Below are 19321 nucleotides of genomic sequence, written 5' to 3' on the forward strand. Positions count from 1 at the left end.
GATTATACAGACGATTTTTACTGCAAAAATTTCACGGATTCAGGATACAGTTTAATATTTAGGAGTTTGCCATGATTTTTGTGACGAGTTCAATGTCTTCGGGACGGTCGACTCCATGGCTTTTGTAAGTTGTTTTGACTACATGAATGGGGATGCCGTTTTCCAGTAGGCGTAACTGCTCAAGTTTCTCTTTTTTTTCAAGAACACCGTTTTGCAGGGAAACAAAAGTTTCAAGGGTCTGCATACGGAAGGCGTAAATGCCGATATGAGCATGGAAACCATCCTGTTTCCCGTCTCGGGGGTAGGGAATTGGCGCCCTGGAAAAATAGAGCGCTTTCGCTGAGTTGTCCAGCACGACCTTGACCACGTCGGCATTGTGGGCTTCGTCAAAGTCGATTTCACGGGCAAGGGTTGTCACCTGAACATCTGAAGAAAGAAAGGGTAAGATAAGCTCCTCAAGCATTGCTGGTTCCAAAGTGGGCTCATCCCCCTGAATATTTATGACCACAGCATCCGGGGCGACATCAAGAAGTCGCGCCGCTTCAAGCACCCTCTCAGTGCCGCAGGTATGGCTGGCACTTGTCATTAAAACAGGGACATCAAGATTTTGCGCTGCAACCATTATCCTCTGATCGTCAGTGGCAAGCATGACTTTGCTTAATCGAGTACATTGACGGGTCCTGTTATAAACATGCCAGAACATTGGCTTGCCGAGGATAAGGGCAAGAGGCTTTCCTTCAAAGCGGGAAGAGGCATACCGGGTTGGGATGATTCCATAACAATCAGGCAGTAAGTCCATAATATTCAAAATGTTTGAGAAGCGATGTGTTAAAGGTGTCAGGCTGAAAAGCCCGGTGGTTAAACGCTGATCTTAGCAGCCTGTTGAAAAACCCTGTTGTGGCCATTGATTGAGATTGATTTAAGAGGTGGTCCGGTTTGCTTGGACACCATCTGGGCGTTTTTAAGTGGTGGAATGCTGCTCCTGTTCATGCTGCCTTTTCTTGTTGTAACGTTCCCCAGTATATTTCTTCTGGGAATTTTTTGCCAAGCCCTTGGTGACGCCGCTGTTTGTTATAAAATTCAAAGTAGTTGCGGAGTTCTTTTCTGGCTACCGCTATCGAGTCGTAGGCCTTGAGGTATACTTCCTCATATTTTACGCTACGCCATAAACGCTCGATGAAAATATTATCCCGCCAGCGGCCACGACCATCCATGCTGATCCGGATTCCATGGTCCTTGAGTTTGCTGGTAAATGCCTCAGAGGTAAACTGAGACCCCTGGTCAGAGTTGAAAATTTCAGGGCAACCATATCGTTCGATTGCCTCTTCCAGAGCAGCAAGACAAAACGATGTGTCCAACGTGTTGGACAGTCTCCAGGAAAGAACTTTCCGGCTGGCCCAGTCCATGACTGCTACCAGGTACACATAGCCCTTGGATAAAGGAATATAGGTGATATCAGTCGACCATACCTGATTGGCCCGATCAATCGTCAGTCCGTTCAGCAAGTACGGATATGTTTTATGGCCGGGATGCGGTTTGGAAAGTCTTGGCTTACGATAGAGTGCCTCAATTCCCATTTTCTTCATGAGGTTGCTGGTCCGGCCACGGCTGACATGAAATCCGTTATCCAGCAGTTTGTCACTGATCCGGCGGCTTCCATAGAAAGGATACCGCAGGTGGATTTCGTCAATCAGCGACATGATGTTCAGCTCGTGCTCACTGCACGGTACTGGTTGGTAATACAGGCTTGATCGAGATAAATCAAGAATCTTGCACTGTCTGGTTACTGGCAAGGCGTGATTCGTAGAGATCATCGTTTTGCGCTCGGAACGTTGATGCGCCCGAGCGCTTTGGATAAAAAATCGTTTTCCATGGTGAGCTGGCCGATTTTTGCATGTAACTCAACTTCACCTGGCCCTTGCTTCACGTTGCTGTTTTTTTCAAATATTTCGTCTGCATTTTCAAGAAGTTGCTTTTTCCAGTCAGTTATCTGGTTGGGATGAACATCAAACCGCTGAGCGAGCTCGGCCAGTGTCTGTTCTCCCCTGACCGCTTCAATGGCAACTTTTGCCTTGAATGCAGAGGAATGATTTCGTCGTGGTCTCTTTGTCATGTTTTTACTCCTTTCTGTTTTTGGTGAATTTAACAGATTGGAGCAACATTTTCACTTAACAGCCTGTCCAAATTTTCCAGACCGCCTATATGGAGCCATTTCAAGATCGCCTTAATGGCGCCACCTGGTGATCGAGTTAATGGAGCCAGCGCATGTGTTGGTTGCTTTGAGTTGTAAGTGGTTTTTGTGTTTAATTGCAATCATGATCTCCTACCCGCCCTACACTAATTTTTCAATGGGCAGGTGTCTCACTTACATTGACACAGAGGGTTACGAGAAAATTCTACTTTTTAACACCTCTATTTTTCGGGGGGATTACCAGCCCACAACGACCGCAAATAATGGGATAATTCATTTAAATCAGATTCATTCAGGCGAATTGAATTGGAAACCTCAAAAGATTCTGGAACCGCGTTGACTTGCTCAAGTGATACTCCTTTCTGTTTTTTGTAAAAATCACAAAAACCAGAAACTATCTCTTGGGTTTTTTTGCAAAAGACCTCATAGTTGATGTTAAAGACTGGCAGGTTTTTGCAATTTCCAATGTCACAATCCATGTTTTTTTCCAAATAGTAAATTTGTTCGCAAACCTGTTTGATTGGAGTACTGTTTTTTATCTGTTCGAATTCCTTTGGCTTAACAGAGAACCAATGACCGGTAGTGCCAAATACCCTTTCCCTCCCCAATAAAACTGATTGGGCGGTCAAGAGGTGGTTTCGGTGAACTCGAATAAGCACCATATCAGGGAAAGCCTTTCTGAGAGCCAAGATTCGCACACAATGTCCTTGCGATTTATTGATAAAAGGAGCGCCAAAGTAGGCTTCAACATGTGCTATTGTTCCTTGCATTTCTTTTAATTGCCAATCAGACAGATGGCCTTCGCTGACATAGCTTTGATCTGGTGGAAACCATCTGCACCATATGTGTCGGCCTTGGCTTGGAGCATTCCAGCCAAGCGTTTCACCATAATTGTTTTTCAAAGAATGCTTAGGAATGAACGGTTTCAATTTTGAAGCAATGAGTGAAACGAGACATGGATTCTCTGGAAATTTGTCAACCACATTACAAAAATATGAAAGTTTTAAGGCCCGAGTCAATACGAGATATATCAGTGTGGTGCCAGACCGAGGTGGTCCCACAATAAAAATAGGAGGATATTTAGGGCCATGGCTATTGACTATTTTTTTTTTTTCGTACTGATCCAGTAGAGTTAGTATCATTTTCTTAAAGAATTTATAGTTTCTACAGAGGTGGCACCGGTTATTAGAATAGGTTAGCGGCTAAAATAAGGTGGAAAGCCGTCATGTTTAAGCCGCCAATTTGATAACCTGGCCTTTGTAGCCGGGTCGGTCTTTTTGCCAATATGCCCTCATCCAGAGTTCTGTCGTCAAGGTCGGAATTAGGACGCCGTGTGTTATAAAAATTAATCCAGCGATTGAGGCCTTGTCGTACCTCGCTTCCGGTTTCAAAAGCATGGAGATAAATACATTCGTACTTCAGTGAGCGCCATAGCCTTTCGATCATAAAATTATCTATCCAGCGTCCTTTACCATCCATGGAGATGCGGATGTCCGCGTCTTTGAGCGCATCGGTAAAATCCTCGCTGGTAAACTGGTTGCCCTGATCGGTATTGAAAATTTCTGGTTTGCCATAGCGAGCCAGGGCCTCTTCAAGTGCGGCCACGCAGAAATCGGAGTCCATGGTGTGGGATAACCGCCAGGACAAAACTTTGCGACTGGACCAATTCATAATCGCTACCATATACAGAAAACCCAGCCGCATCGGGACATAGCTAATATCAACACACCAGACCTGATTGGCCCTGTTGATCGTCATGCCGCGCAACAAGGTAAGGATAAATCTTGTGCAACGGATGTGGTTTCGGGGTGTTCGGCTTCTGGTAAATGGCCGAGAGACCCATCTGCCGCATCAGGGGCGTCCGATTCGTTTGCGATTCACCCCATAGCCCGACGACGCAGATGCCGGGACATCTGTCGGGCTCCGCACCAAAGCGTTTCGAGATACTGCTCGTCGATCAGGTGCATCAATTCCAAGTTCAGGGCAGTTTAGACGAACAGGCTATTCTTTGTTACGAGGAGGTGAAATTTCATAATTCAAAAAATCATTTGGATCTCCAGTTTTGCCGTCTTCTGCCGCCCTGACAATGTTGTAAGCTTCTCTCGCGGTTACATAATGTAGTCGGTATTCACCTTGAGAATATTTTTTTTCTAAATAGGAAAACATATCATCAACCACATCACTAAATATTGTTTTTCGGCTTTGGATGCCATGCGTATACACTTTCACGAATATCCATTCGGGGCGGCCTTTAACATGAATATTGGCATTAATCCAACTATCTATTTTTTTAGAATCAGGTGTGAGCCTTGATTCGACAGCCCCATAATCTTTTAAGGTGAGAGGGCCTTGGAAAATCATAAGGTCTCTCTTGTTTGAGCTACCAACCTGCACGTCAACTCCAGAATTGTATGATTTATTTTCATCGTCCTCCTCAGCATAATATATGCTGTTTATTTTTGCCGGCTGCGATTTATTCCCAAAGCTCGGAAAGGTGAAATCTGCGTAACAGCCTGCCTTTTTGAGAATTTCCAGTTCTCTACTAACACCGCAATGTTCAATTTTTCCAGAATTGTCCAGTGCCCAATTCCCATGGATAAATCCAAAATTTACGCAGCCTTCACGAGAGATCATAACGCCATAAGTGTTGAACCACTGCACAGCTTTTTCAAGTTTTTCGGGAAATGTTGCATTTGTGTCATTTCCATGATGCCAATGGAATTCAATTTCTCCGTAGTCCTCTCTGGTAAAGGAGCTTAAAGCGGCCATTATCGTATCATTTCGCTGATCATAGGCAAAAAACCACGTATGTTGTGGTTTTCTTCCGTAGCTATCGCTATGACGATCCGCTAGGCTTCGGTAATTTGCCAGCCAATTTTTATTTTTTTCTTCCCCATTTTCCCACCCCGGCTCATAATGATCTACGAAAAGAAACAGTATATGTTTTACTCCAGACACCTGTTCAGGGCGTTCCAAGACCTGACGTATATAATCGGGGAGCCAGATATACATTTTCCATCGTATGATTTTAAATACTGGAACTGCGATAAGCAAAAGTGCAACTAGTGTGAGTATGACAAATAAATATAATCTATTGTCTAGAGTTGTAGTCATTTTATTCCCTTGATAGCTGCTTGTGCAGGCACTGATTCAGGATTATCTATAAATAACCATGGCCTTCTTGTTCAAGACGATCTTTTGCTGCAACTCCGTCACGGATTAAAGGAAGACTACCAACATAAGCAGCATGAAGATCAAAATTTGAAAAGGACTTAAAAAATTTTTTTGGCTAATTTTGCAGGATTTCCTGCCATGAGAGAAAAATCTTCTGTTCTCGACGTAACCACACTTCCTGCCGCAATGACATTTTGGAGACCTAAGTCAGCCATAATTATTGCCCCATTACCTATCCAGCAATTTTCCCCAATGCGGACTTTAATGAATTCCCCAGATTGTTCTTGAATAGGCACACCTATTTGCGCATAACCGTGTTGATGCTTCCCGCTTAGGATATTGACTCCGCTACCAATGGTGACATGATTCTCAAGAACCGCCTTACCAAGAATACAGTAACTCCCTATGTAATAACCTAATCCCAGTTCAGCCTCCGATTGAGAAAAAAAAGTGCCGAACCCAATATATCCATGGGAGGAACAGCGTTTTAGAGTCTGACAATAATATGCCACACGAAGATAACTGCCTGCCTTGCCAGGAACCAGCGCCAATAATTGAGCCTGGCCAGCAAATAGTGAAGACGATTGCGATAGTCGAAAAATCATGGCCAGCGGGAATGTGCAAATGAGAGCAAGGAGCTGTAATATTTTTTTCAATAACTCTTTCACCCGTGGTCTCCTACCAGCTTATGGTAAAGATTTTGATAGGCCGCAACCATCGACTCTTTTGCAAAAAGCTCTTGGACAATCTTTCTGTTTAGTGCGGAAACCGACTCATGATTCATTCGTAGAGCTCCAAGAATGCCTCTAGCAAGCCCTTCGCTTGCACTATCAAGGGAAATTACAAATCCATTGACTCCGCCTTGAACGGCCTCTCTCGCACCTCCAACATCTGTGACAACAACAGGCAGTCCGCATGCCAGATATTCAACTAACGCATTAGAAAAACTCTCCGAATGTGAAGCCAGGACACCCACATCCATATCCAAGAGAAGATCGGCAACATCCTCTCTCTTCCCAAGAAAGAAAACATATTTCGATAATGACAATTCGGAGGCCAACCGTTCAAGCCGTTTACGCTCTTGGCCCTCCCCGATAATTACGAAATAAACTGATGATATCTGGTCCGCAACTATTCTGGCTGCTCGCAGGAAAATTTCATGGCCCTTAACAGGCCTGAGGTTTGCCACGATGCAAACAAGTCGAGCACAATCTGGGGTATTATATTCCTTGCGGAGATTGACCTTCGCCTTACGGGACAAATCATAGTATTCTAACTCAATCCCATTCAGAATTACGGAAATTTTTTGCCCTGGAATTCCTTCTCGTTTCATAGCCCACTGCTTTGTGCTATGGGAATTCGCAATGAAATGGGTTGTCAAGCAATTCAAAAAACGAAGTTGAAGGAGTTCCAAAAGACCAATCCAATAACCCTGATTTCTTCTTGAGGAGATAACAGACTTTACACCAGCCAAACAACCAGCAACCACACCAATTTTGTTCGCATCCACGAAATAGGTCTGGACAATATCGATTCTTTCCTGCTTCAAATATCGTACAAATTTGAGAAGTTGCATGACGGAACGGAAACATCTTAGTGCCCCAAATTCAAGATCAATTAGGGGGCAGTCTTTAAATGTTTCCTTGAGCCAAGGGGAAGATCGAAGGACACAAAGATATGGTAAAAATTTACGTCTATCCAAATTACGTATGAGCAGCAGCAACTGCTTCTCCGTCCCTGCTGTCGGTGATTCAATTGTATCGATAACGAAGGCAATTTTAATCATACGTTGATCCATGGGTCTTGAGAAGTTTCATTCGAAATCTCTAAAAATAAATATTTCTTTTAAGAACCCCCACCCCAACGAAAAATGAATCCCAAAAAAAATCAACGGAAGAATAAATTTATATTGCCATCCGTTTCTCACGGAAATATCAGCGCTAAAATAAAGAATTAACCCAGCATAAAGTAAATACGGAAAAATAAACACGCCTGCTAAAACATTCGCAGTATCCGTTATAAAGACTCCCACGAAAACCATTATAATGGCAGCCAATCCAAGAACAAAAAATAAAGGCACAAGTTGGTTGAAAGTTAGCGCTTCAGGGTGCTTACGAACAAAACGCCTTCTCCCCTGCCCATAGCGGCATAATTGCCGGAATAGAGCGCTTAAAGATTCCCGAGGATAATATTGCACGGCAAGGGATGGCGCCGTGTAGCAAGTCAAGCCCGCCTTTTCGACCCGGTAGTTAAACTCCACATCCTCACAGGCATCAAATGTTTCATCAACATAGCCAACTTTCTCAAAAACATTTCTTCGATAAGCCGCACCATTGCTGGTTGGGCTGACAAAACCCTCATAATCACTGTATATGAATGAATCGCCACCGTGCCCTATTCGTGAAGCCCTGGCAAGCGCTACAGCTTTTTGAAAATCTGTGAGACCGGGAGGGTCCAGTGGTTGCGGCCTGCCGAGGCAGTCAGCCCCGGATTTTTCAAAACAATCCGCAATATTTCGAATTAACTGATTATTCGGCAGAAAACAATGCCCGTCAATGACCACAAAATATTCCCCGGAACCGGCTTTAAAGCCAATATTACGCCCTGCGCTTGATCGTTTCTTTGGATTTTCCAGCAATTTTATTTGCGAATGTTCGCGGGCCATACGCTGGACAATTTCCCTGGTGGCATCTTGGGACATTCCATCAACTACAATGATTTCCAAACGGTCCGCTGGATACTCCTGGGTAAGAAGCTGCCGCAATGTTCCTTCGATAAAACGTGCCTCATTATACACAGGCATAACAACAGTAACGACAGGAAAATTTGCCTTATCCGGCAATGCAGTTTTTTTCATATGGACAACAAAGTTCGATAAATACCCTGGAGATTAATTGATTGTTCCCCAAAACTAAATTCAGCCCTGACCCGATTGTATCCGGCCTCACCCATAACGCGCATTTTTTCCGGATCATCCAGACTTTTTGCAATGGCATTGGCCAGCAAATCAGAACGTTCTTTGTCCACCAAATATCCGTTTTCTCCGTCAACAACAAGCTCTGGAACACCTCCTACACTGGTCGCCAGAACAGGTTTTGCCAAGGCAAACGATTCAAGTATGACATTGGGAAGCCCCTCTGTTAAAGAGGGCAGAACCATAAGATCCATGGCCAGAAAAAACTCCTGAATATTCCTCTGAAACCCAGGGAAGCGGCATTTACCGTAAACGCCAAGCTTTTTCGCCTGCTCAATAAGGGCAGTATAACAGGGGCCATCACCGCAAAAAATAAAAACAGCCTCATTGCCTTCCTGATTCAATCTCGCCACGGCATCAACCAGGAAACGATGGCCTTTCTCTGGGCTCAGGCGGCCGGCCGCGACGACTATCTTCGCGTCAGAGGGAATATCGAACCGGGAATGTATTGCCTGTTTCGCAGCTTCAACCTGTGCATCATCCCTCGGCGGGACAACAACAGCATTGTGCACAACCCAACTTCGTCTCCCATCTACTCCAAAAGAGGCAAGTTTCTGCCTTTGTCCTTCGGAAACCGATATAATACCGTCAACTCTTTTTAAAACCTGCCTGTCAAGCCATTCATAAAAGGCGACTTTTTTGTTTTCCGCAGTATAACCCCGCGAAAAGGCAAGAACAGAGATTTTATTTTTCCGCCCGCAAAGCCACCCCATGACAGTCGCCTTATAACCGTGAACGCAGAGAATATCTATTTTATTTTTTTTGATAAAACTATCCAGTATGGATAAAGCCTTGAAGTCAATCGGACCAGCCATGGGGATGGCTTGAGTTGTAATGCCGACAACCGCAGCCTTTTCAAGAATTTCATTTTGTTCGCCTTCCATGAAAGAGGCGACAATGCCATAAAACTGTTCGGGATCCAAACGCTGAAGATGTTCAACTATTTGTTTCTCCGGTCCTCCATAAAAATTGGTGGCTATAAGGTGGCAAATCTTTATCGTCATTGTAATTGTTCGAAAAATCATTATGAGCGTGGCGTGCGGGCCCAATCATCCTTTTTAAACCCGATTAATCCAAGCATGGAAACAAACATCAGGTTAATAACCGTAACCGGGACTTGCATTAAGTAAAAAAATCTGCGCCAGGATAAACCAAACCGGTATATACCAACCACGAAATAGGCAATATACAAAAACGTTACAACAAGCGCGAAAATCAACAGAAAAGTTGAAAAATCTCCGGGTGCAAAAAAAACACATGCAATAGATACCAACACTGCCGCGCATAGCCCCAAAAGAAGAAGAGGTTTACTCAAAACAAGGAAAGACCAACCCGCATCAGCTACGGCCATATTTCTGTTTTTTACCCCCTCCAGTATCAGGTTGAAAGCTTCTTTTTTACCAAAACTCAGGTTGCCGCTGGCCCAACGGGTTCTCTGCACTTTGAGCTGTTCATGCGTTACCGGAAAAGGAGAAATTACCCGAACTTTTTTTAAAAATTTTATTGCATAGTTCGCCTTGATCAGAGACAAGCTGTATTCAATATCTTCTACGATCGAATGAGCATCCCATGGATACTTGCGCAAAACATCCGCCTTGATGGCCATTCCGGTTCCGCGAAGAATCACCGCCATGCCAAGCTGTGATTTAGGGGCATAAAATAATTCGTTCTCAATGAAATTCCCCACCGCGAGGGCATAACTCATCGGTGATTCATCAGGGTTTCCAACACAATAATTTATCTGTATAACCTCATCGCCTTGAGCTAAAACGACGGTAAGTTCCGCCAAAGTCCCCGCATCCAGCAGACAGTCCGCATCAACTACAAGTATTACATCAAAATCTTCCTGAAGAATACGGTCAAAAGCCCAAGCCAAGGCAAAGCCCTTTCCTTTATTGCTGTCATCAAATCTTTCAAAAACTGCAACGTCGTGTTTCCTCGCCATATCCGCAGTTTTATCCGTGCAATTATCGGCAACGACAAAAATTTGATATTTATCAGCAGGGTATTCCAAGCCTTTACAAGAGGAAAGGGTTGCTGCAATGACATCCTCTTCATTATGCGCAGGAATGACAATGGCAAATGTAATTTTTTTATTACCCTTTATCGTTTCATCCTTTGCCCGGGAAAAAGAGGCGAAAAGTAAAAACCAGTAATAGAGACAAACGACTGACAACAAAAAAAGGATAATGATACAAAAGAGTTGCAGCAGCATAGCTAATTAAGAAAATTCCTACTTATTTTGATTACTCTTATTTTCAAGCAGTGATTTGAACCCTATTAATATCATCAACCCCAAAACAAAAACAAGCCACCCGGAAAAATCGTGAAGAAACCCCTGTGCCACTCCTTCGCCGAACCTGTGCGCAAGGGCCGCAGTACCCGTTAATCGGATGATATTAGCCAGTACAGCAATCGGTGCAGCAGCAAGAAAAAGAAGCCATTTTTTTATGACGGTTCCTTTTGCCATATAGGCAAGAACCGCACTCAGCGCGAACATAGTCACAAGTGACCGCAGCCCCGAGCAGGCATCAACTACTTCGAGAGTTGTTTGAGCGAGATGCAAAACATTCCCCTCACGGAAAATAGGGATTCCCAAGGCAAGGATCACCTTTTCAGTAATTGCGGATGCAAAGAGCTGCATCGGAAAGGCAAATTTGTTCCAGATAATAGCGGGAACAGGAATCATAAAAAAAAGATAGACAAGAGGAAACCAAATCTTTTTTGCAAATTCTTTCCCTGCCAAAAAAAGAGCTGCCCCAAAAAGGACAACAATCATTGAAGTTCTTTGCAGGAAATATTCGGAACCTATTTTCGCAACAACAAGTTGCATGAGGCCGATGATTATCAGGACAAAGCCCCAATTTGTCGGGAGGATACGCCCCTTCTTAAGTTCATCTCGCATTTCATAAATAAGATATGCGGATATAAACGGAATGAAATAACCGTGCGAGTAATTATCGTTAACCTCCCAGTCTGCTATCATTGTCAGGATAAAAGGATAGTAGAGGAAAGCAAACGCCGCAAAAAAAATAATTGCCTGCACACCCAATTTTCCGTGTGTTGCATTCATCTGAAAAGGCTTCGTCATATTTCTTTCCCCGGCAGGTAATCCTGAAGTGTAACCATGACATCTTCCGCAAACTTTTTCACAAGCTCTTCAGTTTCCCGGATATTCTCTTCCCTGGTCGGCGCCATGATACGAATAAACGAGCCATCCCGGCGCTGCTTGAAGAGGGCATCCAGAACTGTATAGATTTTATCCCAGTACTCGGAATAAATTATTCTGCCTCGATTTTGAAACCAATACAACGTTATTTGCCGGTCAGCACCGTTCTGGATAATCATGGAATTTATGATGGATGATGGAGCGGATTGAGGCTGCAACCGGACAGTTGAGAGCTCAGCAATTCCCCAGCCACCCCCAGGAAGGCAGTTGCGCGGTGAATGGTATCCGCCGGTTACGCCAATGGAAGAAAAGTAACTTACATATAAATTCACAACTGTTCCATTTCCAGAAGCATAATTGTACTCGATGTAATCGTTTACACCCAGCATATCGATTGTTGGCTGCGACAGCGTCTTTGAACTGACAACCTTCCATTCTCCTATTTGCGTGGGGAACTGAGATAGAGGTTTTAGAATGGGAACATCTCTGACCGCTTGGCTAAGGTGTATCGCCAGGTATGTAAGACCGAACAAGAGCAGTATGATAGTTAAGCGAAACGAAGGCTTTAATTGCATGGTGATTTCCCAGCGACTCTTTTAATGTTCATCCGGTTAATAATCAAGTATTCCAACATAATTCGCTCAAGCCGATGTTGAGCTTAAGGAACACAAAAAAAACGGGCTGTAGTTGCAATTATCTCTTTTATGCTCTCCTCTTCATTTTTTTGTTTTTCGTTAAACTTCCTCAACTGTGTCAATCAACCAGTCACTCCCATCGGTCCAAAAACAAAATCGTTGAGCAATCTTTCCAGCCTCTGCCTGGTTTTGTGCAGGTTGTTGTAATGCCGGAATTTCGACAATTTCCCGGCATGGTTGAAGCGGGGCTGGCTCGGATCGATTTCCCAGGGATGGAGATAAAAAACAAAGGGCTTGCGCTCGTCGCTATTAATTTTTTTCAGGGCCATTTTCGTAAACCAGTAAGGGAACAGGCGGAAATAGCCGCCGCCGGCCACAGGAATTTTTCTTCCCAGGAAAAGCGACGTGGAAATAGGATATTCCATCATGTCATGGTTTGGCAATTTATATTCGAAACGGGGGGCGTCCGGAATACCGTAGTTGTCATGATAAATGGGAAAGATGCTTGAATCGTATTTGAAGCCGAGTTCCTCCAGAATATCCAAGGCCCAAAGCGATTTTTTTGTTATCGAATAACTGGGGGCGCGGTAGCCGACGACCGCCTTGCCTGTTATTTCTTCAAGAATATCCTTGGCCCGCCGGGTGTCTTCCCTGAATTCAGCGGGCGAAAGATCATAAATTTTTCTGTGCAGATAGCTGTGGCAGCCTATTTCGTGCCCATGCCGGACAATTTCTTTTACCAGCGCCGGACAGCGTTCGGCAATCCAGCCGACAATAAAAAATGTGGCTTTGACATTATGGGCAGCCAGCAGATTTAAAATATTCCCGGTGTTGTTTTCCACCCGCAAATCGCACCCTCCCCATTCTCGGGGAGAAATTACTTTTTCGAATGCCGCAACCTGAAAATAGTCTTCAACATCAATGGTGAGGTAGTTGGTTGGCTGGTTCAATTTGTTGTTTGGTCTAATTGGTCTGATTGGTCGGGTTGGTTGGATTGGTTTTCTCCGCATTCCGAAATCCCAAATCCCAAATCCGCTATTGCATGACATCGAACATAACCACACCCTGCGGTCTCCGATGCCGTATTTGCCTCTTTCTCACAAAAACATGCGATAATCAGCACGAAGAGCATCTGCCAGTCTTTTGGCCACCTCTTTGCCGATGGGACGCTTCCCGTTTTCCATCTCCGAAATATGCCGTTGGGGGATACCTGTCAATTCCGATAATTGCCGTTGTGTAAGGTTTTCCCGGTGTCGATAACCACGCAGCGCAATCTGCTGCTCTTTTCCCGCATACTCTGGGAATACTTCGGCGATGGTATAGGTACGCTCTTCCGCCTCGTCGATCGCCTTAGCATACTCTCTCACCTTTGCCGCATTACTGCGATGAACCCGCACACGAATCGTCACATAGTCTTTATCAATATGGTGCTTTCTCATGGGTTCCGGCATAAACCACCTCCACCAAACAAATTTCCCCTTTGCATTCCCGCCATACGGCCACATCATAGGTTGGTTTCCCCTTCTTCAAATGGCAATGATGCTCCGAGTTGGACAATTTGGAGTAATTCGGCCAGTCTCCGCGTATTGGCCCTCTTGCCTCGATATCACGAACCAACTGAAACAGGATTTCGCGCACCTTGACGGGCAGCTTCTCCTTCTGCTTCCGCGCCCTTCAGGTGAATTCTACTACCCACTTCACAATATATACCAATTATTAGATTTCTGTTGGGTTGCGCTGCGCTTAACCCAACCTACAAACTTGCCTTGACGATGCGGAAGGTCTCTTCGTAGATGGTTTTGCGCGGGCCGAGGGCCACCCCCTCGATGATTCCCTTAGCGGAAATGCGGTAAACAATCCGCATGTTCTTGACCCGCAGATTTCTGTTGGGTTGCGCTGCGCTTAACCCAACCTACAAACTCTCCACCGCATGAATAAGCGCTTAATTCTTTCTTCCAGCTTATACGGGCATTTCTTCGTTTACTGCCGATCCCGCACCAGCTTCCAGGCATCAAACTCGGACAACTTCAGCCGATACATGGCCACATTGCCCTCATGCAAGCGCTGCAAGGCATCCTGCACCATCTTGGCAAACATGGCGGAGTCACTGCCCGGCACCAACTGATCGGCCAGTTGGTGAACATTCTGAGCGGAAGGCTCCTTACTTTCTCGAACAATAGACTGCACGGCATCGATCAAGGTCTCCCGGTAGCGGATGCGTAAAGGATCAGGCTCAGCCATGGTCTGGGTGATGGCGAGATAGCGCTGACAGGAACGCTCATAAGCCCAAACAAAGACATCGCGCAACAGGTCAACCTGGTTGAGCTCATAGACGCCTAAAGTGCCGTCCACATATGCCTGTTCCGGCACATCGACGAAAGACAGCGGACAGAGGTTGTGGCGAAAGAGCGGAATGTTGGCCCCCAAGCGGGAGACCCGCTTGTTGACATCCTCGAATGGCTGGAGATACGGCAACTGGACCATCACGAAAAAGGCTTGCTCAAAGGGGTCGGGGATGGCAGCACCCTTCGCGAGCAGCAAACGGAAGCAGTCCTCCAGAACTTGGGGCATGGCCAACGGGTGGAAGACCGAGCCCGCGATGTCTACCGGCCGGCGACGTAAGCGCCCGCAGGCGTCTTCATCGTGGAGCAGGTTTTCCGACAACAGGGCGTGCAGGTTGAGGAAGGTGAAGGGATTGAACCCAACCTGATCGACCTCTTCGATAAGCATTTCGATGGCTGCCTTGTGATTCAGGATCATCTGGGTTTCCTGAATATCCTTGCCTGCCGCCGCCTGTCCAAACTCGATCAGATTTTTGGTATCGAGACGGCTGTAAGTGTTGCCCTCCAACCTGGACGAGGCCCAGGAGAGATCAACCAGTAAACGATTCAGGAGTTCCCGGGCATAGGTTCCTGCCGGCCGTTGGTCAGGCGAGGTACTGCCCATGGCATGGAGGTCGGCCCGCAGTGACTCGGGGAGATAGAAGGTAACGCCTGGCTCGTAGTCCTCAAGGAACGTCCGCTGATACCCGACAGGCTGCCGTTGCATCAGGGGACGCCGGATGAGATCGCAAATGATGCCGCCTTCTCGCGAAACCGGGATATATGGTTCAGTCTCGACACGACCTGCCCCTTTTGCCGTGCGGTCTCGTCTGCCGCGCAATTCGTTTGGGGCGCGCTTGTAAACCAGAGCGATGCTTTCGCCTTCGGTCGTGATGCGTGCATCCACCATGAGGCGTTCCAGGCGGCGCTGCAAGGTACGACGGTTGAGCATTTTCGGCAGGCGGCGGTGGAGGGCCTCTTCCAGGGCTGAGATGCCGATACCCTCGGGATGCTCTGAAATTACCCGTTCGATCAGCTCTAATTCTTCAGCAGGCACACTACGCGACATGAAAGTTCCCCTTGATGGCTTCGTTGCATGGTTTCCCCCGGCCGGCAACGGCAGGAACGACACAAAAGAGTGACATCATAATGGCATACGTTAATGTCGCGCGTCAACAATAATTTGAATAACCATATCGCTCAAGATTTCTGTTGGGTTGCGCTGCGCTTAACCCAACCTGCAAACTCTTCACAGATGGTTTTGCGCAGGCCGGGAGCCACCACCTCGATGATTCCCTTGGCGGAAATGCGGTAAACAATCCGCATGTTCTTGACCCGCAGATTTCTGTTGGGTTGCGCTGCGCTTAACCCAACCTACAAACTCTTCATAGATGGTTTTGCGCAGGCCGGGAGCCACCACCTCGATGATTCCCTTGGCGGAAATGCGGTAAACAATCCGCATGTTCTTGACCCGCAGTAGGTTGGGTTGAACAAAGTGAAACCCAACCTACAACTCTTCATAGATGGTTTTGCGCAGGCCGGGAGCCACCACCTCGATAATTCCCTTGGCGGAAATGCGGTAAACAATCCGCATGTTCTTGACCCGCAGCAGGTAGGTTGGGTTGAACAAAGTGAAACCCAACATCTTTCAGAACTCCATGCCAACCGGGTTCCCGGATTTCATTTCACCATCTGCCCCCCAATCGGCCGAGTACACCCCTGCGGACACAAATTTTGCAAAACTTGAATAGGGCCAATGCAAAGGGCTGGAGACGAGTCCATGCTTGACCGGGTTATAATGGATATAATCTGCGTGATAATGAAAATCCTGTTCATCACGGATCAGATGCTCCCAGAAACGCCGCTGCCAAACCGCCTGCTCCCCTTTCGACTGCCGGGAAAAACTTGCTTCACCTTTGTGTTTGCCATCGCATTTTCGGGTAAACGCCCCCTTTATTAATCGCCAGCGCCGTGAAAAATCATTGTCCCCCGCAGGCAGGGTCCAGATGCAGTGGAGATGATCCGGCAGCACAACCATGGCATCAATGGTAAAAGGGTGACGGGCAAGCACATCCCGGAAAACGGCACGCAGCAGATCGATGTTTTCCGGTTCACAAAGAATCTTCCGCCGTTGATGGGTAACAACCGTGAAAAAATAACTTCCGCCCTTTATATTCGCCCGTCGGTATTGCATTGACGATCTTTTCCCGAAATTTTATTGACGGAATCGATTTTTGTTTCTGTTGGGTTGCGCTGCGCTTAACCCAACCTACAAACTTGCCTTGACGATGCGGAAGGTCTCTTCATAGATGCTTTTGCGCGGGCCGAGAGCTACCACCTCGATAATTCCCTTGGCGGAAATACGGTAAACAATCCGCATGTTCTTGACCCGCAGGCTACGGAGTCCGGCAAGCTCCTCGCGCAACATCTTGCCGCAGTGCGGGTCACCCACCAGCATGGCAAAGGCTGCCTTGAACCGTTTTTTCAGTTCAGGATGAAGGCCGCGCACCAGCGCGGCCACTTCCTCCGGCATCCGTATGATATAATGGTCCACCTGGTTAGCCGAACAGTTCGTCCAGGGTATAGAGCCTTGCCTTTTTCTTCTTGAGCGCGGCCAGCCCCCCCTTGATCTCCGCCATCAGCTCGGTATCGTTCTTCACGGCAATAGTCTCACGCCATCCCTCGAATTCCTCCGGACAGACCAGTACCGCGGCAGGCTGGCCGTTCTTGGTGATGACCACCTCTTCGTGGGTGATCTGCAACGCCTCCACCAGGGCGCTCAACTTCATCTTCGCTTCCGAGAGGGAAAGGGTTTTCATGTTTGACTCCTATTCAGGTTGACCATAATTAAGCCCATTATAGCCGCCTGTGCACCGAAAAGCAAGCCGGTCAATGCGAATTGAGATTTCTGTTGGGTTGCGCTGCGCTTAACCCAACCTACAAACTTCCCACTTAGCCTTTTCGGTCGGCAGGAGATGAAAAAAAGCACGGAAATCAAGAAACCGCATATCCCCGTTTACCCAGCGCATCCGCCAGGGCGGCCCTGGCCTCCTCATCTCCGTGGACAAGCTTGATTTTCGCCGGCTTTGCGGGCATTGACTCCACCCAGTCGAGCAAACCTTTCTGGTCGGCATGGGCGGAATAGCCGGTCAGATGTTCGACCCCGGCGCGGATGATGACCTTTTCACCATGCAGAAAGACATACCCGCCCGGCGTGCCGCCGTATCTGACGATATCATGCCCCGGCGTTCCCTTGGCCTGGTAGCCGACAAAAAAGATGTCGTTTCGTGAATCCGGCAAGCCCTGTTCGAGGTGATCGATAATCCTGCCGCCGGTGCACATGCCGCTGCCGGCAATGATGATGGCCGGGCCGGGAATTCCCAGCAGGGTTTTATGATCTTTATATGTTTCGACGCTGTAAAGACGGGAAAAATCAAAGGGATGGTCACCCGCGGCGAGATGTTTCTTCGACTCACTGTCCCAGAAAGGGGAAAGCCGGGAGTAGACATCGGTGATTTCCAGGGCCAACGGCGAATCGACAAACACCGGAATCCTCCTTGCCCGCCATTTTTCCTCAGCAAATATCCGGTCCAGCTCAAAGAGAATCTCCTGGGTGCGGCCCAGGGCAAAGGCGGGGATAAAGACCTTGCCGTTATCCGTCAGGGCCCGTTCAAGCTTGGTCGAAAGGCTTTCGATGCGCTCGTTCCTGCTTTCATGGAGCCGGTTGCCGTAGGTTGATTCAAGAATCAGCAGATCACACGTTTCCGGCGGATCCGGATCGGGAATAATCGGGGTGTCCCTGTTGCCCAGATCACCGGAAAAGATGATGGCGAAGCCCTTTCCATCAACCTCCGGAACAACAAAGCGGATAAAGGCCGACCCAAGGATATGGCCGGCGCGTCCCAGCTTGAAAGACACTCCCTTCTTCAGCTTGAACTCCTGCTGGTATTCAAAGCCCCAGGAAAGCTCGTCGATACGGCCGGCCAGCCTTTTTATTTCCCGTTCATCAAGACGGCCGAAGCCCATGGCGTCGGTCAGCATGGGTTGCAGAAGCGCTTTCGTCGGATGCGAGCAGATAATTTCACCGGCAAAGCCGTTTTGGATCAACTCCGGCAACCGGCCGATGTGGTCGATATGGGCGTGGGTGAGAAAAAGATAGTCAACCCGAGAAGGCGCAACAGGCCATTGCTCCATGGGAAGGAAGGAATCCCCGCCCTGGGCCGCGCCGCAATCGACCATGATGGTGAGTCCTGCCGCCTGCAGCAGATGGCAGGAACCGGTGACGCTGGTTTCACCGCCGAGATGGGTTAAGGAAATTGGCATTGGTATTGAGTTATTTAAGTTTAATGGACGACTTCTTCCCCTGCCAGGTACTGATCGAGCACGGGCAGCAAGGCCTTGGCAAAGGCAAGTTGCTTGGCGACATCAGCTTCATAATCATTGCCCGGACCGGTTATGCGGATCGCGGATTGTGTTTTATACGATGCGGACCCACTTTTTCTGCACATCACGCCAGAAAGCAGTCGGGTTAGCATCCATCCGGGCAATCTCTTCCGGCGTATAGACAAGAATATCCAAAGGAACTCCCAAATCAAAGAGTCCGACAAATTCAAAGGGGCGCTCAGGAAAAGGCGTTGCCGTCTTTTTGATAACCACCAGATCGATGTCGGACCAGGCGCCTGCTCCTCCGCTTGCCACGGATCCGGCAATATACGCCTTTTCCACATTGCGGTTTTTCAGACCGGCCGCAAGAAACTCCCTGATCTCATCAAAGGTGAAATCAAGCACCGAGACCTTTGGTCTGCTTTTGCCGAGTGAGCTAGCCTGTTTCATGGATGCAATTCATTGTCTTTGCAG

General features: G+C 47.2%; 20 protein-coding genes and 2 pseudogenes. All 22 read right to left on the reverse strand.

Annotation, left to right across the window (positions count from 1 at the left end):
* Positions 1-58: 58 nt before the first annotated feature.
* The 22 genes and pseudogenes from BM485_07845 to BM485_07950 all read right to left on the reverse strand — a co-directional run bounded on the left by BM485_07845 (position 59) and on the right by BM485_07950 (position 19297).
* Positions 59-799, reverse strand: coding sequence for a 3-deoxy-D-manno-octulosonate cytidylyltransferase (locus BM485_07845; protein ID OKY75627.1), 741 nt, complete (start codon positions 797-799; stop codon positions 59-61).
* Positions 800-986: 187 nt separating this feature from the next.
* On the reverse strand, positions 987-1793 hold the full coding sequence (locus tag BM485_07850) for a transposase (GenBank protein ID OKY75782.1): 807 nt from the start codon (positions 1791-1793) through the stop codon (positions 987-989).
* Positions 1794-1810: 17 nt separating this feature from the next.
* Positions 1811-2113, reverse strand: a complete 303-nt coding sequence (locus BM485_07855; GenBank protein OKY75628.1) for a transposase — start codon at positions 2111-2113, stop codon at positions 1811-1813.
* 299 nt (positions 2114-2412) lie between these two features.
* Positions 2413-3333, reverse strand: coding sequence for a hypothetical protein (locus BM485_07860; GenBank protein OKY75629.1), 921 nt, complete (start codon positions 3331-3333; stop codon positions 2413-2415).
* Positions 3334-3481: 148 nt separating this feature from the next.
* Positions 3482-4173, reverse strand: a pseudogene (locus BM485_07865) (transposase).
* Between the two features lie 19 nt (positions 4174-4192).
* Positions 4193-5305 (reverse strand): hypothetical protein, encoded by a 1113-nt coding sequence (locus tag BM485_07870; protein ID OKY75630.1) that lies wholly within the window; start codon positions 5303-5305, stop codon positions 4193-4195.
* 158 nt (positions 5306-5463) lie between these two features.
* The gene (locus BM485_07875; GenBank protein OKY75631.1) at positions 5464-6033 is read right to left on the reverse strand and encodes a hypothetical protein; all 570 of its coding nucleotides are present in this window, start codon (positions 6031-6033) and stop codon (positions 5464-5466) included.
* On the reverse strand, positions 6030-7151 hold the full coding sequence (locus BM485_07880) for a hypothetical protein (protein OKY75783.1): 1122 nt from the start codon (positions 7149-7151) through the stop codon (positions 6030-6032). The genes BM485_07875 and BM485_07880 overlap by 4 nt, the downstream gene beginning before the upstream one ends.
* 27 nt (positions 7152-7178) lie before the next feature.
* The gene (locus BM485_07885) at positions 7179-8222 is read right to left on the reverse strand and encodes a glycosyltransferase (GenBank protein ID OKY75632.1); all 1044 of its coding nucleotides are present in this window, start codon (positions 8220-8222) and stop codon (positions 7179-7181) included.
* Positions 8219-9364 (reverse strand): hypothetical protein, encoded by a 1146-nt coding sequence (locus tag BM485_07890; protein OKY75633.1) that lies wholly within the window; start codon positions 9362-9364, stop codon positions 8219-8221. Before BM485_07890 ends, BM485_07885 begins: the two co-directional genes overlap by 4 nt.
* Entirely contained in the window at positions 9364-10554 is a 1191-nt protein-coding gene (locus tag BM485_07895) for a hypothetical protein (protein ID OKY75634.1), read from the reverse strand. The genes BM485_07890 and BM485_07895 overlap by 1 nt, the downstream gene beginning before the upstream one ends.
* Positions 10555-10572: 18 nt before the next feature.
* A complete protein-coding gene (locus BM485_07900) occupies positions 10573-11412 on the reverse strand; it encodes an exosortase (GenBank protein OKY75784.1) in 840 nt (279 codons plus the stop codon).
* Between the two features lie 14 nt (positions 11413-11426).
* On the reverse strand, positions 11427-12083 hold the full coding sequence (locus tag BM485_07905; protein ID OKY75635.1) for an EpsI family protein: 657 nt from the start codon (positions 12081-12083) through the stop codon (positions 11427-11429).
* Between the two features lie 182 nt (positions 12084-12265).
* Entirely contained in the window at positions 12266-13093 is an 828-nt protein-coding gene (locus tag BM485_07910; protein ID OKY75636.1) for a polysaccharide deacetylase, read from the reverse strand.
* 147 nt (positions 13094-13240) lie between these two features.
* The gene (locus BM485_07915; GenBank protein OKY75637.1) at positions 13241-13594 is read right to left on the reverse strand and encodes a transcriptional regulator; all 354 of its coding nucleotides are present in this window, start codon (positions 13592-13594) and stop codon (positions 13241-13243) included.
* Positions 13563-13844: pseudogene (locus BM485_07920) on the reverse strand (cytotoxic translational repressor of toxin-antitoxin stability system). Before BM485_07920 ends, BM485_07915 begins: the two are co-directional and overlap by 32 nt.
* A gap of 279 nt (positions 13845-14123) precedes the next feature.
* Positions 14124-15533, reverse strand: a complete 1410-nt coding sequence (locus BM485_07925) for a cell filamentation protein Fic (protein OKY75638.1) — start codon at positions 15531-15533, stop codon at positions 14124-14126.
* A 579-nt stretch (positions 15534-16112) separates the two neighbouring features.
* Entirely contained in the window at positions 16113-16658 is a 546-nt protein-coding gene (locus BM485_07930) for a transposase (protein ID OKY75639.1), read from the reverse strand.
* 75 nt (positions 16659-16733) lie between these two features.
* A complete protein-coding gene (locus BM485_07935) occupies positions 16734-16997 on the reverse strand; it encodes a hypothetical protein (protein ID OKY75640.1) in 264 nt (87 codons plus the stop codon).
* 25 nt (positions 16998-17022) lie between these two features.
* Positions 17023-17283 (reverse strand): prevent-host-death protein, encoded by a 261-nt coding sequence (locus BM485_07940; GenBank protein OKY75641.1) that lies wholly within the window; start codon positions 17281-17283, stop codon positions 17023-17025.
* A gap of 175 nt (positions 17284-17458) precedes the next feature.
* Positions 17459-18787 (reverse strand): MBL fold metallo-hydrolase, encoded by a 1329-nt coding sequence (locus tag BM485_07945; GenBank protein OKY75642.1) that lies wholly within the window; start codon positions 18785-18787, stop codon positions 17459-17461.
* A gap of 153 nt (positions 18788-18940) precedes the next feature.
* Positions 18941-19297 carry a hypothetical protein gene (locus BM485_07950; protein ID OKY75643.1) on the reverse strand — a complete coding sequence of 119 codons (357 nt, stop codon included), beginning with the start codon at positions 19295-19297 and terminating at the stop codon, positions 18941-18943.
* Positions 19298-19321: the final 24 nt, after the last annotated feature.

Source organism: Desulfobulbaceae bacterium DB1 (assembly GCA_001914235.1).
In the GTDB taxonomy this organism is placed as follows: domain Bacteria; phylum Desulfobacterota; class Desulfobulbia; order Desulfobulbales; family SURF-16; genus DB1.